Below are 16,364 nucleotides of genomic sequence, written 5' to 3'. Positions count from 1 at the left end.
TAACCTTTCCTAAACCAGTTTTTTAACTTCTTGCCATTGTTTACTAAGCCGTTTATCCGAAATGGGTTCCAGCGTCCCTACCGATTGAGCAAAAAGCGAAATACGGTATTCTTCTAACATCCAGCGATATTTAACCAGCTCAGGGTCATATAACGCTTTTTCATCATGGGCTTTCTTTTGTTTAATATAGGTTTGCCATAGCCCCTCTAATTGGGACACATAACTGTTCTCTTTATTCAAATGATTCTGGAAGCGCTCTAAACGCACTTCGATTCCTTTAAAATAGCGAGGCAGTTGGCCCAACCAAAACAAGGGTGTATTCCCGATAAAACCGGGATAGACTAAGTTTTCGAGCTGCAGTTTAATGTCACCATAGACCCTTGTCCACGGTAATGGAATATTGCCTTTCATTTTCTTGGCAACTCCTTGGTAAGAAGACAACACTCTATACAGTTGATTCGCCATTTCATTGCCGACGCTGACCAATTGCTGTTTGTTATCAGCAATGCATGTTTCAAAGTCAGCCTTACGGCGCGGCAGTGTTCGACCATCTAAAAACACTTTATCCAGAATAGCGTTGAGTAAATCGTCTAATAGCAGCTCTTTTTTACCAATGGGCGCAAAAATCAACATGGACTCTTTTAGCTTAGGCAAATTCTTTTGCAAATAGCGCACGTCTTTGTACAAAGTGAGCTTGAGTAACGTAATTACCCCTTTGCGATGGGTTTCGACCGCCGTTTGCTGATCGTCAAACATTTTCAACGCCACACTTTCCCCTTGAGGCACCAAGGCAGGAAAGGCGGTGACTTTAATCCCAGCCTGCTGGATCTCTTGTCGTTCAGGGATATTTTGATCAGGCCAATGGGTTAAATTCTCTTGCTCGTGCTGTTTGGTGCCGAACTTAGCAAAGCTTTCTTCTACCAAATCACCAAATTGCGTTTGCAGCTGCGCAAGGTCTTTGCCTATACCAAGCACTTTCCCCCGCTCATCGACCACTTCCAAGTTCAAGGTTAAGTGTGTGTCCAGCTTATCCGAATTCCACTCATTAAGGGGAATATCAATCAAGGTTTCACGTTTTATCTGCAAACTAAGCTGTTCTAGCAAATCTCCCTTATCTTTAGACAAATTGGGATAAATTCGTTCGACAAATTGCGGAATGGGGACAAATCGTCGACGCAAGGCTTTTGGTAGCGCTCTCAAAAGGGCTTCGCAGCGCTCTTTGATAAAACCAGGCACCGCCCAACCTAAATCCTCTAAACTTAACTGACGCAACAAACCAACGGGCACTTTTAGTGTGGCGCCATCGGTCTTTTGACCTGGTTCAAAGCGATAATCAATCGGAAGCGCAACACCATTAAGACCATAGGAATCCGGGAACGCTATATCATCAACGTTCACATCCTGATTAATTAGGTCCTCACGGGTCATCACCAAGGCCTCAGGTGAGGTTTTTGCAAAGTACTCCAAGCCTTTTTGATTATAAATATCTTTGGGGATACGTTGATCATAAAACTGGAAAACGGCTTCATCATCCACCAGAATATCGCGAGTTCTCAGTTTGGCCTCTTGTGTTTCTAACTGCTCAATCAACGCCTTATTTTTTCGATAAAAGGCCTGTTTGGAGCGCATCTCGCCTTCTACCAAACCTTGTCTGATCAAAATTTCACGGGCCTCTGGCTGATTAACATGACCGTAATCAATACGGCGCTTGGCAACGATAATCAGCCCATATAACGACACCTGCTCATTGGCCATCACTCGGCCTTGATTACGCTCAAAATGGGGATCAAAATATTGGCGCTTCACAAAAGGCTCGGCGTATTCTTCGATCCAAGCGGGATCAATACGCGCCGATACACGAGCATATAACTTACTGGTTTCGACCAACTCCGCCGCCATGATCCATTGCGGTGGTTTTTTGAACAACATAGAACCAGGAAAAATCGATACTTTCCGAGAACGACAGCCAAGCATCTCTTTACTGTCATCCATTTTATTCGCCACCTGAGTAAACAAACCCGCTAATAAAGAACGGTGGATGGCTTCGTAATTTCGATTTTCATGGCTGACTTCTTTAAAGCCCAATTGCTTGCAGGCGATAATGATCTGACGGTGAATATCGCGCCATTCACGCATCCGTAAAAAGTTCAAAAATTGCTTACGGCAATACTGACGTAATTGATTTTGAGAGAGGGCTTGACGCTGCTCCTCATAGCGCTCCCAAAGATTTAAGAACACGATAAAATCCGAGTCTTCATCTTTGTCTTGAGCGTGAGCTTGATCCGATTGCGTTTTTTTATCTTGCGGACGTTCTCGCGGGTCTGGAATCGATAAAGCACTGACGACCACCGAGACTTCTTTCAGCACCGAATGCTGCTGAGCGGCAATTAAAATTCGCCCTAGTTTGGGGTCAATCGGCAGCTTAGCAAGCTGACGGCCAATGGGCGTCATTTTATCGCCTTTGATCGCTCCCAGTTCGGTCAACGCACGATAACCATCATTAATCATGCGTTTTTCTGGCATTTCAACAAAAGGAAATTTATCGACAGCACCAAGGCGTAAATTCGCCATTTGCAAAATGACCGAGGCCAAGTTGGTACGGAAAATTTCCGGGTCGGTAAATTCAGCACGAGCGGTAAAGTCAGCTTCGTCGTATAAGCGAATACAAATACCATCCGCAACACGACCGCAACGCCCTGCTCGCTGATTTGCACTGGCCTGACTGATTTTCTCAATGGGTAATTGCTGCACTTTCGAGCGCACACTGTAGCGACTAATACGCGCTAAACCTGGATCGATCACATAACGAATGCCAGGCACAGTTAAGGAGGTTTCCGCCACGTTGGTGGATAACACCACTCGACGCCCAGAATGGGACTTAAATATGCGCTGTTGTTCGCTCACACTCAAACGCGCATACAAAGGTAAAACTTCGGTATTACGTAACTCAGCGCGGCGCAAAATCTCTGCAGTTTCCCGAATTTCACGTTCACCCGGTAAAAATACCAAGATATCGCCAGCCCCTCGATAACCGGATTGACGCTCTTCTTGAATTAAACTCTCCACCGCATCAAGAATACCCTGCTCCATACTCTGGTCTTCGTCTAACTCTTCCGAATCGGATTTGCTCAACAAAGGCTGATAACGGATTTCTACCGGATAAGTCCGGCCTGATACTTCAATAATTGGCGCGTTATTAAAATGCTTGGAGAAACGTTCCACATCAATCGTGGCAGAGGTCACAATGACCTTAAGGTCAGGACGCTGAGCCAGCACGCGTTTAAGATAGCCCAACAAAAAATCAATATTTAAGCTTCGCTCGTGGGCTTCGTCTATGATGATGGTGTCGTAACGATAAAGCAGGCGATCTTGTTGGATTTCAGCCAACAAAATACCGTCTGTCATTAATTTAATCAGGGTTTCATCATTGCTCTCATCATTGAAACGTACCTGAAAACCAACTTGTTCCCCCAAGGTGACCTGCATTTCATCACTGATACGCTGCGCCACACTGCGTGCTGCAATACGCCTTGGTTGCGTGTGTCCAATCAACCCCGCAATACCGCGTCCGGCCTGTAAGCACATTTTCGGAAGTTGCGTCGTTTTACCGGAACCCGTTTCCCCTGCGATGATGACCACTTGGTTATTCTGGATCGCCTCAACAATCTCTTCAGAACGCGCCGCCACGGGCAACGATTCGTCATAGGTGACCTTCGGCAAACGTGCCATGCGAGCTTGATATAGGGTTTCTGATTGCTCGATCATGGTATTCAATTCAGCTTGCATCCGGTCAAAAGGCAAACCATCCTTTTGGCGTTTTAGAAGCTGAGCGTGTTTTTGATCAATAAGATGACGATCACGCGTCATTACGTCATTTGTCGACATGATAAGTAAACTAGTATCCTTTTGCTGGGCGCAGATGATAACTTGCAAAGCAACAAAGCTTGCAAAAACAGTGAATAAGGCGCGCCGTTTCTATCTATATAGTTGTAAATTCTAACATCAATCGCTAAGTAAGGGTTATAGTGAACAGACTTAAGCGCACATCTACTACGGTGTCACATCCATAACCAGATCAACGAATAAGGAAGCATCATGTCTCAACAAGTATACGACGATAATTCATTGACTATTGGTAACACCCCACTCGTTCGTCTCAACCATATTGGTAAGGGTAATATTTGGGCGAAGCTAGAATCTCGCAACCCTGCTTTCTCGGTAAAATGCCGTATTGGGGCGAACATGGTGTGGGATGCTGAAAAAAAAGGCATTTTAACCAAAGGCAAATCCATCGTTGAAGCGTCCAGTGGTAACACTGGGATCGCACTGTGCTTTGTTGCAGCCTCGCGCGGTTACCCTATTACCATCACCATGCCATCCAGCATGAGTGTTGAACGTCGTCAAGTGATGAAAGCATTAGGGGCAACTATCGTTCTGACTGAGCCTGCCAAAGGTATGAAAGGCGCCATCGAAAAAGCCGAAGAAATTGCTCAAGACGACAACTTCGTCCTACTGAAACAATTTGAAAACCCTGCTAACCCCGAAATCCACGAGAAAACTACTGGTCCAGAAATCTGGGAAGACACCAATGGCGAAATCGATGTTTTTGTTGCTGGTGTGGGCACAGGCGGCACCATTACAGGCGTCACACGCTATATTAAGAAAGTCCAAGGTAAGCCCATTACCAGTGTTGCGGTTGAACCAGCCAGCTCCCCTGTTATCAGCCAAACCCTTCATGGTGTCACGCCGACACCAGCGCCTCATAAAATCCAAGGTATCGGTGCGGGCTTTATACCACAAAACTTGGACCTTTCCTTGGTGGATCGTGTTGAACAAGTCGAAAACGACGACGCCATTCAAATGGCACGTCGACTGATGCGAGAAGAAGGTATCTTGTGTGGTATTTCATGCGGTGCCGCCGTGGTTGCCGCAGAGCGCCTGAGCAAACTGGACGAATTTGCTGACAAAAAGATCGTCGTGATACTGCCTGATTCCGGTGAACGTTACCTTTCTACTGCCCTTTTCGAAGGCGAATTCACTGACAATGAATTGGTTCAATAGTCATTAACCAGAACCCCACTCTGCTGCCACCTTCCCAAGGGTGAGGGGCAAACAATTCCCTCCCCTTATGTCTTCCAAGGGGAGGGTTAGGGAGGGGTTACTGTCTTCCATTAATGTGGCTTTTTAAGGCCGTAGCGAACCATATCCTTACCGTTTTCAAATACCTCATTGGTTACCCAACGCCCCAACACCAGCTGCTGATTATCATCCAGCACGGCCACAAATGGACGACCATTGGCGTTATTCGTCGCCAAAGCCACCCCCGCCGCATTATCAAGCGCCAAACTGCCCGATTCAACCAAACGTAAAAACGCCTCAAGCTCATCTAAGGTTTCGATTACTTCATTATCATTAATCATTATCACTACTCTATTACATCAATAATGGTGCCAGAATAACAGTTATCGAAGTTCGATAAAAATAGAACGACATATCACCACCTTGTCATTCTGTCTATTTTTAGCTGCTTCGTGGAGGTTCTTCTATACTTAATAAGCAACAGGGATGTTGAAATTGAATAATGTAACAAGACACATTCCTATGTGCCATTTTTGGTATTAAGTAACCAATGCATTTCAATTAATACAGAAGATAGTAAATGTCGAAACTCATTCTTTGTTTAGATGGCGGTGGAATTCGTGGGGCTGCTACCACCCAATTTTTAATGCAAGTTGATCAACTGCTTGGCGAGAAATATCAAAAATCACTGCGTGACTGTGTGGACTTTTATGCTGGAAACAGTACTGGCAGCATCATCGCCTTGGCACTAGCAAACACCAATATGCCGATGCAAGATATTAATGAGTTATATAACGAAGAAACGGCAAAACAAATATTCACAGAAAATCGCGGTTTACTTGAAATTGATGGTGTTAATGCCCCCAAATATGAGGCATCAGGTAAAACCAATACACTGAAATCCAAACTGGGTGAAGCCAAACTGGGTGAAGCCAAACTAGGTGATGTCAAAGAGGGGAAACATGTACTAGCCATTACTTATGGCGTAGAAAAACGCAAGCCCTTTATTCTTAAATCCACCAAAGACTATTATCGCGATATACCATCTTACCAAGTAGCTGATGCATCGAGTGCTGCGCCAACGTATTTCCCCACCGTAGAAGCTTATTTCCCCTATGACGAGGAAAATTACTGGTTAGTAGATGGTGGCGTCGTTGCAAACAACCCAACTATGTGTGCTATTGCCGAAGCCAAACGAGAATGGCCAACCGTGTCGATGGATGAACTGAGGGTATTGTCAATTGGCACGGGTACCGTTACTCGAAAGATCAATGGACCAGAATCCCGCAAATGGGGGGGCGGTGCAATGGATGCTAAAAGGCAACATGATTGATTTACTATCCGATGAAAAGGTAGTCGCCTATCAAGCCATAACCATAACTCGCCCAGGCAATTATATTCGAGTCAATGCAGAAATGCGCTCACAACCCGGTTTGCCCAATCCCCCAGACGATGCCATGGACGATATTAGCCAAAGCAATATAAACCGTTTAAAAGACCTAGGTGCTTTTTGGTTTAGCCAATATGGTGAAGCTACCGTTGAATTATTAAATAATAGTTACGCTGGCCCCTCACTTGACCGCATCGATCCAAACACTGGTACACCAGTAATATATAATCCTACAACGTGACAAAATGGCTTATAAGTGGTGTCGTTTGGGATTACGATAATAAGACTTATAGAAACATCTCTTCGTAATTTTCGATGACTTTTATTGCACTACTGAGATCGTTTTTGACATTAAAGTTATGCCTAAAGGCAATGACTTCGCAACCAGCGGCTCGCCCAGCATTTAATCCTGCTGTGGAGTCCTCAAATATGATTGTTTCATATGGGGAAGCTGATAACTTAGATAACGCTAGTTCGTAAGCCTCAGGATCCGGCTTATGTTTAGTAACATGATCTTGAGTTATTATGATGTCAAAAACGGTTCTCAAATTGAGAGACTCTAGAATATTGTCTACCATCCAAGTAGCCGCAGAGCTGACAACACCACACCTCTTTCCCGTTTGTTTTAAACGATCAATATAAGCCCTTGCACCTTTGTTCAACTCTAGCTGCTCTTGAAGCATTTTTTCATAGTGACTACGAAAGTATTTATTAAACGCGGTTAAGTCAGGGGAAATCTTTGCTGACTCAAAAAAGTGGCCCGTTACCACCTGCCAATTTTCTCCCATTACGTCTTTGTAAATGCTGTAATCAACATTTACTCCATACTCTGCACAAGCTAAGGCAAGCGCCTTTCCTTTTAGCGGCTCAGAATTCACTAAAGTACCGTCCATATCGAACAAGTACACATCATAGTCTTTCAAATTTAGACTCCATATTAATTTGTGCGAGCTTATATAATGTCTATATAAAAGGGGCATCAGAAACACCCAATCTTAAAGGCAATTTTTGATGCGCTTGTTAAGTGCGGCTTTTTCCATAAACATCTGTTTGTAAGATTGAGTTTGTAAAGCCTCTTTGGTTAAGCCAAATTGCTGCGCCAGAGCTTCGATCTGAGCTTTATAATCGGGCAGCTTCAACTCATCGTCGGTCATAATGGCAAATTCCGCAAAATCCCCGATGCCCTCTAATGAATCCACCGTAATATGGAACGCTCCGACAAAATAAATACTGCGAGTTTTCTGAGCTTTTAACACAACCTCAAAGCCCATGGTTTCCAACATGCTGATGGCATTTGAGGCATTTGTAATATTGGTGGCTTCACACCTATCGGGCTCTGGCCCTTTAACAATCCATAACTTAATGCCGGACGGCTCCATGGTACGGATGCAGATACTTTTATTATCCGCTTCTAACGACTTATCAGGACGATCAAAATACCAGTCACTTTCAATATTGTCTTGCAGCATAACTTCATGAGGAATGCCACTCAATGTCTTTAGAAATTCAGCTTTTGAGTGTAAGCAGAACTTTAGCTCCACTTCATACTTACCTTGGAAATGCTTGTTTGTCATATAGCGTTTTCGCCCTACAATCAGAATTTCAGAAGTATTTTGTTTTACCGCAATAAATGGCTAGCTCTGGTTGATCTCCTTTAACGGCGAAACCATCATCCACTACACAGATTAATTTAAAGAGGAAGGATTTTTGATGCGCTTGTTAAGTGCGGATGAATCCCGGAAGTTCTTTCATTGAATGGAAGCTAACAACTGACAAAAGTTACCCGCTCAGCAGAGCGGAACTGAACTCGCAAACACCAAGCGAATCAGAAAAACCCAATCAAATCTGCAACACCAGATCCCCCTTCCCCTAAAAAAAGTACAAGAAACCTAGATTATGCAGTATCTGACAGGTCTTTAGGTTTGATCTGACTAACCACTTCCCCACCTTTAAACACGCATAATTCCCCTTCTAGCATTTGTTGCCAAGTTTCATCATGGGTTAATGGCTGGGTGGCGATCACGGTAACAACGTCTTTGTCCGTGGTAACCTCTTTAAAATCAACAATCACATCTTCATCGGATAAGGTCGCTTTTCTAAAGGGAGCTCGTCGAGTGATCCAGTGCAGTTTCGTGGTACAAAAGCAATATAAACGCACGCCATCAGACAGCATCATATTAAAGACACCTTTGTCTTTAAGCTGTGAGGCAAGTTCAAAGATGGCGACACTTAATACATCCAGTTCTGGCTCGGTATCGCCAAATTGCTGGGAGAGCTGTTCTACAATCCAACAAAAGGCGCGCTCTGAGTCGGTATTGCCAAGGGGTTGATGAATGCCAACGGGCAACCCTTGGAAACCTTCTAACTGTCCATTGTGAGCATAGGACCACGTTTTGTCCCATAAAATACGACAAAAAGGATGGGTGTTGGGTAAGCTCACCATGCCCACGTTCGCTTGACGAATGTGGCTGATCACGATGTCACATTTAAGCGACGTTTTACTCATCACTTCTGCCATGTCCGAATCGGCACTAGGGCGCGGATCATGAATGGCCCAGACTTGTCCGTCCCGATACATTGCCATGCCCCAGCCATCCTTGTGAGGCCCCGTTCGGCCCCCCCGTGCACGTAAGCCTGAAAAACTAAAACAAATGTCCGTTGGGACATTGGCACTCATACCTAATAACTCACACATCGTCTAGATCATCATCCTGGAAGTCGTCGTAGCGATTACGGCGACGGCTACGTCGAATTACGAAAACTATCACCGCTAATAATAAGACAACCCCAGCAGCAATGCCCAAGTAGAGTAGCAAACTGTCGGCACCAAAGGTTTCTGCGTCTTGTGCGCTGTCATCCCCTTGGTTATTTCCGCCTGTATCATTGGCCGCTTGTTGATTACCCGTTGTTGGAGTATTGCCCACTAACTCAACATTTGGCTCAACCAAAACAGGTGCCACATTTTGTTCAGACTCAACTGAAACTGTCGAGGTGGGTGGTGTAGACGAAGCAACACTGCCCTTTTCCACATAAACTGGGTCTGACCCATTGCGGTGGATGGTCCAAGTGGGCGTCCAGTATTCAATACGCGTACCGGACTGGGTAAACCCTATTAATCTTGCCCGAGCCTTGATATTGGAATTGCTAGCAACAGGAATCACTTTATTCCAATCACCATCTTTCAATTTAGCCATTTGATCAAATTGTTTGGTACCATCCGCGAAGGTTAATTCCAAACGCACATTGGAACGTTTAATATCCAGTTTGCCATTAGAAGGGGTAGCAGAGACCGTCACTAAGTTATCGCTGCTACTTTTAATCGTAAAGTTAACGGGTGGGCGGATCGCAAAATATTGACTCATTTTACGATCCAGATTTTTTCCAATAAAGTCCGTTGTTAAAACATACTCACCCGGTTGTGATAGTCCCTCTATGCGATTTTTAAAACGGCCTTTTAAGGCATCCAAATCTGTCTTAAAAATAACTTCCTTGCTGCTACCTACCAGACGGGTCAATATCTGTTCAACATCACCACGGGGAATTTGTGCGCCTTTTAAAGCCTGATCATCTCGAAACAAAGACGCCGTTGAATGAATAGGCTCGTTAACAAAAGTCACAGGGGCGATTTTAGTCACTCTTAAATTCAAATCAGAAATCGCGCGCACTTTCACTCGGGACAAATTCACATCATCTACGTGCCATTCGCCAACTGCCGGATTGGTAATAGTAATCACCGTAAAATGAGGACCCTCGCTCACTGAAACATCGGAACGGTTTGATAACACTAAATTTTTGCCATTGGGCTGTACAATCGTCGGCAATCCTCCCGCTTCGTGAAGTGACTCAATGGAAATTTGACTAACGGATGGATCCACTTTGAAATGGTCATCGATAAGCGGTAGCTCTTGATAAGGCATGCTCTGCGAGAAAATACGATCAAACGCATCCAGCATGTTTTCTGGCACGGCGGCTTCTGTATGGGTCGCGTTGGTTCTAAAAGACAGGTGATCCAATAAAGCTCTATCGGAATACCCTGTTAGTGAGATGGTATGAAGATGAATGCCTCGCTCTTCCAACTGTTTGGTTATGTCCGTCCAAATACGCTGACGGGAAGCTTGGTTCACACTTTCATCCAAGCTTAAATCGACATTGCCATCGGTGATTAAAATCCAATCTTGTCGGAACCCAGGCTTGAGCGAACCTGCAGCGGGCGTCTTCAGTAAAAGATCTAGAATGGACTCCACATCTGTCTTTAAGTCTTGCGTCACATAGCTTTTAAGATAATTCGCCAATTTTACTCGGCTGGCTTCCGTAACATCCGTTTCAGGAAATAAAACCCTTGGCTGTTCACCAAAAAGCCAAACGCCAATCGTCGCTTTTCCCTCTGGTGCAAGCTGGGATAAAAGCTGAATCGCTTCTGGGGTAATTCTGTCGGGATCGCTGGTTTGCATGCTGCCAGAAGCATCAACCAGAATACGAAATTGCGTATCTGCTCGACTAAGAGAAGACCACGTCGAGACAACAACAAGAGTCAATACTGCATAGACTTTAAACCATTTCACGTCTGGTAACTCCTTAGCATAAACACAATAAACGTATCATTTCGCTGAGTCTCTGATCTCAAAAACAGAACTGATGAAACCGTACTAAGCAAGTGTGACCAGGTCACGTTTAGCCAAGTCAGTGTACGAATCGAACAGTACTAAGACACGGCGTGCCAGCATACAGAGAGTCGCCATAATCAAGCGACATCATAAGGTTTCGGCATACCATGAACCCATTTAATTGCATGGGTTTCCCACTCTTCTTCCTCCACCTTATTCTCACTGATCGCATAATCACGAACCGTCAGTCCCTGGCGCAACATCTCACGTTGACTTCCTACGACCAAGGGATGCCAATTTGGCAAATCCCCTGTTTCTTTTAACACTCGATAGCTACAAGTATCTGGCAGCCAATCGAACTCGTCAATTTGTTCCGGCGTCAACGTGATACAAGAGGCTACTTTCTCTTGTCGAGTGGCATAGACTTTACATTGGCACCGACCAATATCAAGCTGTTCACAAGCCAAATCGGTATACACGACTTCACCGGTGTCTTCATCTTCTAACTTTTGAAGACAGCATTTACCACACCCATCACATAGGGATTCCCATTCGTCTTTGGACATATCAAACAACGAAGTGGTTCGCCAAAATGGTTCATAACGCTTGGCAATCATGGTTAATAAACCGCCTCAGTCGGCGTTTTGTACAAATCCAACAGATAGTCTTCTTTCGCTGGTGGAAGTTGTAAATAGAAACCCTTTTCCTCAATGTCTTTAATGACACTTTCAGCATTGGCTCGTGCCAATTTACTTTCTTTGGTCAGCAACATCGTCATGGCACTAATACCGGTGCCAAAACGCTTCATCAAATCTTCTGGAATCTCTTTTAAACCAACGCGTTTTTCCACATACAAGTACATGCCATCCTTTTTAGAGGAGCGAAATACTTCAACGATTAAGTGCTGTTTCATAGTGTTCTCAAGGTTACGGTTTTTCGGATTTAAAACGTTCTAGAATCGGATTAATAATCGCCTCACGACGCCATCCGTTCATCGCAGGATTGTGCCAATCGATTGGTGTTCCATCAAACAAGTGGCGCACAATAGGATCCAACAGTTTTCGTTTCATCATCGCTTCTGGTGCAATCTGTAACTCAGTAGCGCGCTCTCGCACAAAAGCTTTAATCTCCTTGGTCAACTCCCCTGCTTGAGAAGGCAGCGGCATCTCTAAGGGAAATTGAAGCTCATCACGGGAAAGACTCTTAACTATGGCGACTTTTTTGAGTATCTCATCACCATAAAGTCGGTGTTGTCGCCCCGTCAGCTCTTCCGTGTTAGCAATCGCCTTATGGTGATCGGGTAAATTTTTCCCCAAGGCCCATAAGGTTCTGTCTTTCAAGATCTGCCCTTTGGGAACATCTTCCTTGCGCGCCTGTTCGTCCCGCCATATGTACAATAAGCGCAGTAACGTTAATCCCTCAGGCGAAAGGCGCCAAGCGGCTTTCACACCGTCCCAGTTTTGCTCAGGATCGGCGTTCATTTGGTATTGCCATTTCAGGGATTCACAATCCTCAAGCACCCAATCTAGCATGTTTTTTTCTTGTAAACGTGCCACTTGCAGTGGGTATACCTCGGCCAAATACACAACATCTAACGCCGCATAGCGTTTTTGCGCATCCGTCAATGGGCGCTGAGTCCAGTCAGAACGGGTCTCATCTTTTGCCACTTCAATTTGCAAGTATTCTTGGATCAACCTTACATAGCTAAGAGACCATTGCCCTCCTGCGTAGGCTTCACCAATTTGAGTATCATAAAAAGGTGCTGGCAATACCCCTAACAAACGATCAAACACATCTAAATCTTCAGAACAGGCGTGGAACACCTTCATAACAGACGGATTGACCATCAATTCTCGCAAAGGTTCCCACGCATCAATCGTGAGCGGGTCGATCAACACCGCCTTGTCACCTTCGCTGATTTGAATTAGCCCTGTAATGGGAAAATAGGTCGTACGACGGATAAATTCCGTATCCACAGCAATAACGGGCAACTCAGCCCAATATTGACACCATGTAGCCAGCGACTCGTTATCGTCCACCCAGACAATATTTAAAGTGTGTTCTTGGTTATCCATGCTAGAGTTTTTTCCTACCCTCTAGCGCCAAAGCCAGAGTGTTGCCATCCACGTATTCCAGTTCACCGCCCATAGGCACGCCATGAGCGATACGACTAACGTTGATGTTTTTGGATTTAAGTTTTTCAGCGATGTAATGGCAGGTTGCTTCGCCTTCGACCGTTGAATTGGTTGCGATAATCGCTTCTTCCACTTGGTTATATTCGACCATTTTTTCCAAATGATCGAGGCCCAGCTCTTCCGGCCCAATACCATCAATGGGAGACAGATGCCCAAGTAAGACAAAATAGCGACCATCAAACGTACCCGCTGACTCAATCGCAATCACATCGGCTGGTGTTTCCACTATACACAGTCTCTTGGGATCGCGCTCTTCATCACGACAAATACTGCACTCGGATTCTTCTGTTAAGGTGCGGCAGCTAGAACAGCGGCCGACCTTGTCCAAAGCATTACGTAGTGCACTAGCTAGCCTATCCGCCCCTTGATGCTCTCGTTCTAAAAGATATAACGCCATCTTTTGAGCCGATTTGGGGCCAACACCGGGTAAGCACCGTAATGATTCAATCAGCTCTTTAATTAAGGGACTAAACAAACGCTTCTCCTAGAAGGGCATTTTGAAACCAGGTGGCAGAGACATGCCCGCAGTCGCCGCTTCCATTTTTTCTTTTTGACCCACTTCGATTTTACGAACGGCATCGTTCATCGCGGCGGCCACCAAATCTTCTAGCATTTCTTTGTCGTCTTCAAACAAAGAATCGTCGATGGAAACACGTTTGACATCATGACGGCCAGTCATAACCACTTTCACAAGGCCTGCACCTGCTTGGCCTTCAACTTCCATATTAGCCACTTCTTCTTGGGCTTTTTGCATGTTTTCCTGCATTTTCTGCGCTTGGCGCATCATGTTACCCATTCCACCTTTAAACATAGTCGTCTCCAATTAAGCTTTGACTTTAACAGTATCATAAATCAGTTGTGCGCCCATCGTCTGCGATAGAGCTTGCACAACTGGGTGCGAATTAAGATGATCAATCGCCACTTGCAACGCTTCTGCGCGCTTGCTGGCGGCAAACTCCTCAGCAGTGACTCCCCTAGTATCTTCGACCGTATCAATGATCAAAGGGACATGCAGAGAGAAAAAGTCGCTTAAGGCGCCTTGTATTTGCTCATAGCGTGTTTGGTTCAACATATGACCATATTCTAATGGCACTTCCAAACGAACTCCTTGCTCGCTGGCGTCAACCAAACTCGAATTCATTAGTATATTTTGTACCAGCCCCGTTAATGGCAACCTTGGGGCCACCAGCCACCAAAGCTCCATAGAGAGATCCTGATAATGAGCAATCTCGGGCAGCGGTATCCCTAATGCTGGCTGAGACACCGTATCTTGTTTTCTATGGGCGGGCACATTGGCCTCGGCTTCTTCCGCCTCAGCCTCTTCCACCTCAGTAGAAGGTTCATCACTATCGGAATGGCCTAGGGCTTCGACTAAATCCGCCGCTGGATTAAAAGGATCAGACACATCGGCAATGGCTCGTTCTTCCGCCTCTTCTTCATCCTCTTCGTCGTCCTCATCCTCTTCTATAGCGGCAGCTTTTACTTTTTCAACGACCGCTTCAATATGCTTGCTCGATGGTGGTATGGCATCCTGCGTCTGACTTTCGTCTGTATCATTTCCCAGCTCTGGTTCCATGACGGGCTCAGAGGAGAAATCCGTTTTTATTTGAGCATGCTCACTGGTGGTATTATCGACATCAGATACCGACGAAACCTCATCATCTTGCGGGACCAGCGGCCCCAGTTCAGGAGAGTCTTCCCAAGGGGGACGCTCAGATTCAGGCACTGACTCGCTGATAGGATTGGACAACTCAGCGTCGCCTCTAGCCGATTCAAACCTGTCTTCGGTCAATTCAGGACTATTTCTAGACAACTCAGCTCTGTCTTCAGATTGCACAGTACGCTGTTCAGACAAGTCAGCCTCTGGAGACACTGGCGAATGCGCTTGAGTCGGCGCATCTGCAACGGCCGCCTGCTGAGCAACCTCTGTCTGGTACGATTGAGGGGGGGCAGCATGACTCACCCTCATAGGCGGTGCTGGGCGAAAAGCGATCAAGCGGAGCATCAACATCTCAAAGCCAGAGCGCGCGGTGTGTGCCAAGTGCAAATCACGGCGACCAATCAATAAACTTTGGTACATCATCTGAATTTCTTCAGGGCTGACCGTAGCAGCAATCTGCTGAATACGAGCAAGATCGCCCAACTGATCCAACAAAGCACCTGGCACTTGCTGCTCAATCGCCACACGATGCAAGACGTCCAATAAACTGCCACAAATGGCGGAAAAATCCGGCTGATAGTCTGCTAGCAATTCCACTCGCTGTAACACGTCAGCAGCATTCTTAGCGGCCACACTTTCCAGCAAATCCATCACTTGAGATTGATTCACCAATCCCAGCATGGCCGTCACACCGGATTCTGTGATAGTGCCATTGCCAAAGGCTATGGCTTGATCCGTCAAACTTAACGCATCGCGCATACTGCCGTTCGCAGCTTGACCGATTTGCCATAACGCAGGCATATCAAAGGAAACTTGTTCGGAATTCAGTACCGTTTGTAGATAGTCCACCACTCGCTGTGGCGACATATTTTTCAGATTAAACTGCAAACAGCGCGACAAAATCGTCACAGGAAGCTTTTGTGGATCCGTCGTCGCTAATAAGAATTTAACATGTGGCGGCGGTTCTTCCAGGGTTTTTAACAAGGCGTTAAAAGAATGGGTCGAGAGCATGTGCACTTCGTCGATCAAATAGACTTTGAAGCGGCCGCGAGTGGGCGCATATTGCACATTTTCCAGAAGTTCGCGGGTATCTTCGACCTTGGTTCGAGACGCCGCATCGACCTCAATCAAATCGACGAAACGCCCTTCAGCAATTTCGACACAGCTGTCGCACGTGCCGCAAGGCTCAGGAGAAATACCATGGGTTTCGCAGTTTAAGCATTTAGCAAAAATACGGGCGATAGTAGTTTTCCCCACACCGCGTGTGCCACTAAATAAATAAGCGTGATGAAGACGCTGCTGGCGTAAAGCATTGACCAACGCTTGAAGGACATGGTCTTGCCCAGCCATTTCAAGAAACGTCTGCGGACGCCATTTACGTGCTAAAACTTGATAACTCATGATAGATACTGGCTAATAAAAAGCGATTTTTTATT

15 protein-coding genes are annotated in these 16,364 nt (G+C 45.6%); 3 read left to right on the top strand and 12 right to left on the bottom strand.

The features are described from left to right. Window positions 1-9 precede the first annotated feature (9 nt). On the bottom strand, window positions 10-3,885 hold the full coding sequence (hrpA, locus tag JHD45_RS12350; protein ID WP_199476822.1) for an ATP-dependent RNA helicase HrpA: 3,876 nt from the start codon (window positions 3,883-3,885) through the stop codon (window positions 10-12). A gap of 210 nt (window positions 3,886-4,095) precedes the next feature. Here hrpA and cysK point away from each other — a divergent pair, with 210 nt between their 5' ends. Next, entirely contained in the window at window positions 4,096-5,061 is a 966-nt protein-coding gene (gene cysK, locus JHD45_RS12345; protein ID WP_199476821.1) for a cysteine synthase A, read from the top strand. A gap of 110 nt (window positions 5,062-5,171) precedes the next feature. On the opposite strand, the gene JHD45_RS12340 is transcribed toward cysK, so the two are convergent. Beyond that, entirely contained in the window at window positions 5,172-5,420 is a 249-nt protein-coding gene (locus JHD45_RS12340; RefSeq protein ID WP_199476820.1) for a hypothetical protein, read from the bottom strand. Window positions 5,421-5,659: 239 nt separating this feature from the next. Here JHD45_RS12340 and JHD45_RS12335 point away from each other — a divergent pair, with 239 nt between their 5' ends. Beyond that, a complete protein-coding gene (locus JHD45_RS12335) occupies window positions 5,660-6,412 on the top strand; it encodes a patatin-like phospholipase family protein (RefSeq protein ID WP_199476819.1) in 753 nt (250 codons plus the stop codon). Then, entirely contained in the window at window positions 6,405-6,710 is a 306-nt protein-coding gene (locus JHD45_RS12330) for a hypothetical protein (protein WP_233407793.1), read from the top strand. Before JHD45_RS12335 ends, JHD45_RS12330 begins: the two co-directional genes overlap by 8 nt. Window positions 6,711-6,756: 46 nt before the next feature. Here the strand turns inward: JHD45_RS12330 and JHD45_RS12325 are convergent, their stop codons facing one another. From JHD45_RS12325 to dnaX, 10 genes are all read right to left on the bottom strand, one after another. Next, a complete protein-coding gene (locus tag JHD45_RS12325) occupies window positions 6,757-7,392 on the bottom strand; it encodes an HAD family hydrolase (RefSeq protein ID WP_233407792.1) in 636 nt (211 codons plus the stop codon). A gap of 72 nt (window positions 7,393-7,464) precedes the next feature. Then, the gene (gene cyaB, locus JHD45_RS12320; protein ID WP_199476817.1) at window positions 7,465-8,043 is read right to left on the bottom strand and encodes a class IV adenylate cyclase; all 579 of its coding nucleotides are present in this window, start codon (window positions 8,041-8,043) and stop codon (window positions 7,465-7,467) included. Window positions 8,044-8,363: 320 nt separating this feature from the next. Next, on the bottom strand, window positions 8,364-9,164 hold the full coding sequence (locus JHD45_RS12315; protein WP_199476816.1) for a class II glutamine amidotransferase: 801 nt from the start codon (window positions 9,162-9,164) through the stop codon (window positions 8,364-8,366). Then, window positions 9,157-11,031 carry a vWA domain-containing protein gene (locus JHD45_RS12310; RefSeq protein WP_199476815.1) on the bottom strand — a complete coding sequence of 625 codons (1,875 nt, stop codon included), beginning with the start codon at window positions 11,029-11,031 and terminating at the stop codon, window positions 9,157-9,159. The genes JHD45_RS12315 and JHD45_RS12310 overlap by 8 nt, the downstream gene beginning before the upstream one ends. 179 nt (window positions 11,032-11,210) lie before the next feature. Continuing rightward, entirely contained in the window at window positions 11,211-11,690 is a 480-nt protein-coding gene (locus JHD45_RS12305) for a YcgN family cysteine cluster protein (RefSeq protein ID WP_199476814.1), read from the bottom strand. 2 nt (window positions 11,691-11,692) lie between these two features. Then, a complete protein-coding gene (locus JHD45_RS12300; RefSeq protein ID WP_199476813.1) occupies window positions 11,693-11,986 on the bottom strand; it encodes a YcgL domain-containing protein in 294 nt (97 codons plus the stop codon). Between the two features lie 13 nt (window positions 11,987-11,999). Beyond that, on the bottom strand, window positions 12,000-13,148 hold the full coding sequence (rnd, locus tag JHD45_RS12295) for a ribonuclease D (protein ID WP_199476812.1): 1,149 nt from the start codon (window positions 13,146-13,148) through the stop codon (window positions 12,000-12,002). 1 nt (window position 13,149) lies between these two features. After that, window positions 13,150-13,743 (bottom strand): recombination mediator RecR, encoded by a 594-nt coding sequence (gene recR / locus JHD45_RS12290; protein ID WP_199476811.1) that lies wholly within the window; start codon window positions 13,741-13,743, stop codon window positions 13,150-13,152. 9 nt (window positions 13,744-13,752) lie between these two features. Beyond that, complete coding sequence (locus tag JHD45_RS12285; RefSeq protein ID WP_067017341.1) at window positions 13,753-14,079, bottom strand: YbaB/EbfC family nucleoid-associated protein; 327 nt, start codon at window positions 14,077-14,079, stop codon at window positions 13,753-13,755. Window positions 14,080-14,091: 12 nt separating this feature from the next. Then, on the bottom strand, window positions 14,092-16,329 hold the full coding sequence (gene dnaX / locus JHD45_RS12280) for a DNA polymerase III subunit gamma/tau (RefSeq protein ID WP_199476810.1): 2,238 nt from the start codon (window positions 16,327-16,329) through the stop codon (window positions 14,092-14,094). Window positions 16,330-16,364: the final 35 nt, after the last annotated feature.

The sequence above is a fragment of the Marinomonas spartinae genome (assembly GCF_016461715.1).
GTDB lineage: Bacteria > Pseudomonadota > Gammaproteobacteria > Pseudomonadales > Marinomonadaceae > Marinomonas > Marinomonas spartinae_A.
The sequence above is the reverse complement of the archived record's forward strand: the minus strand, read 5'-3'. Positions and strand labels throughout refer to the sequence as shown.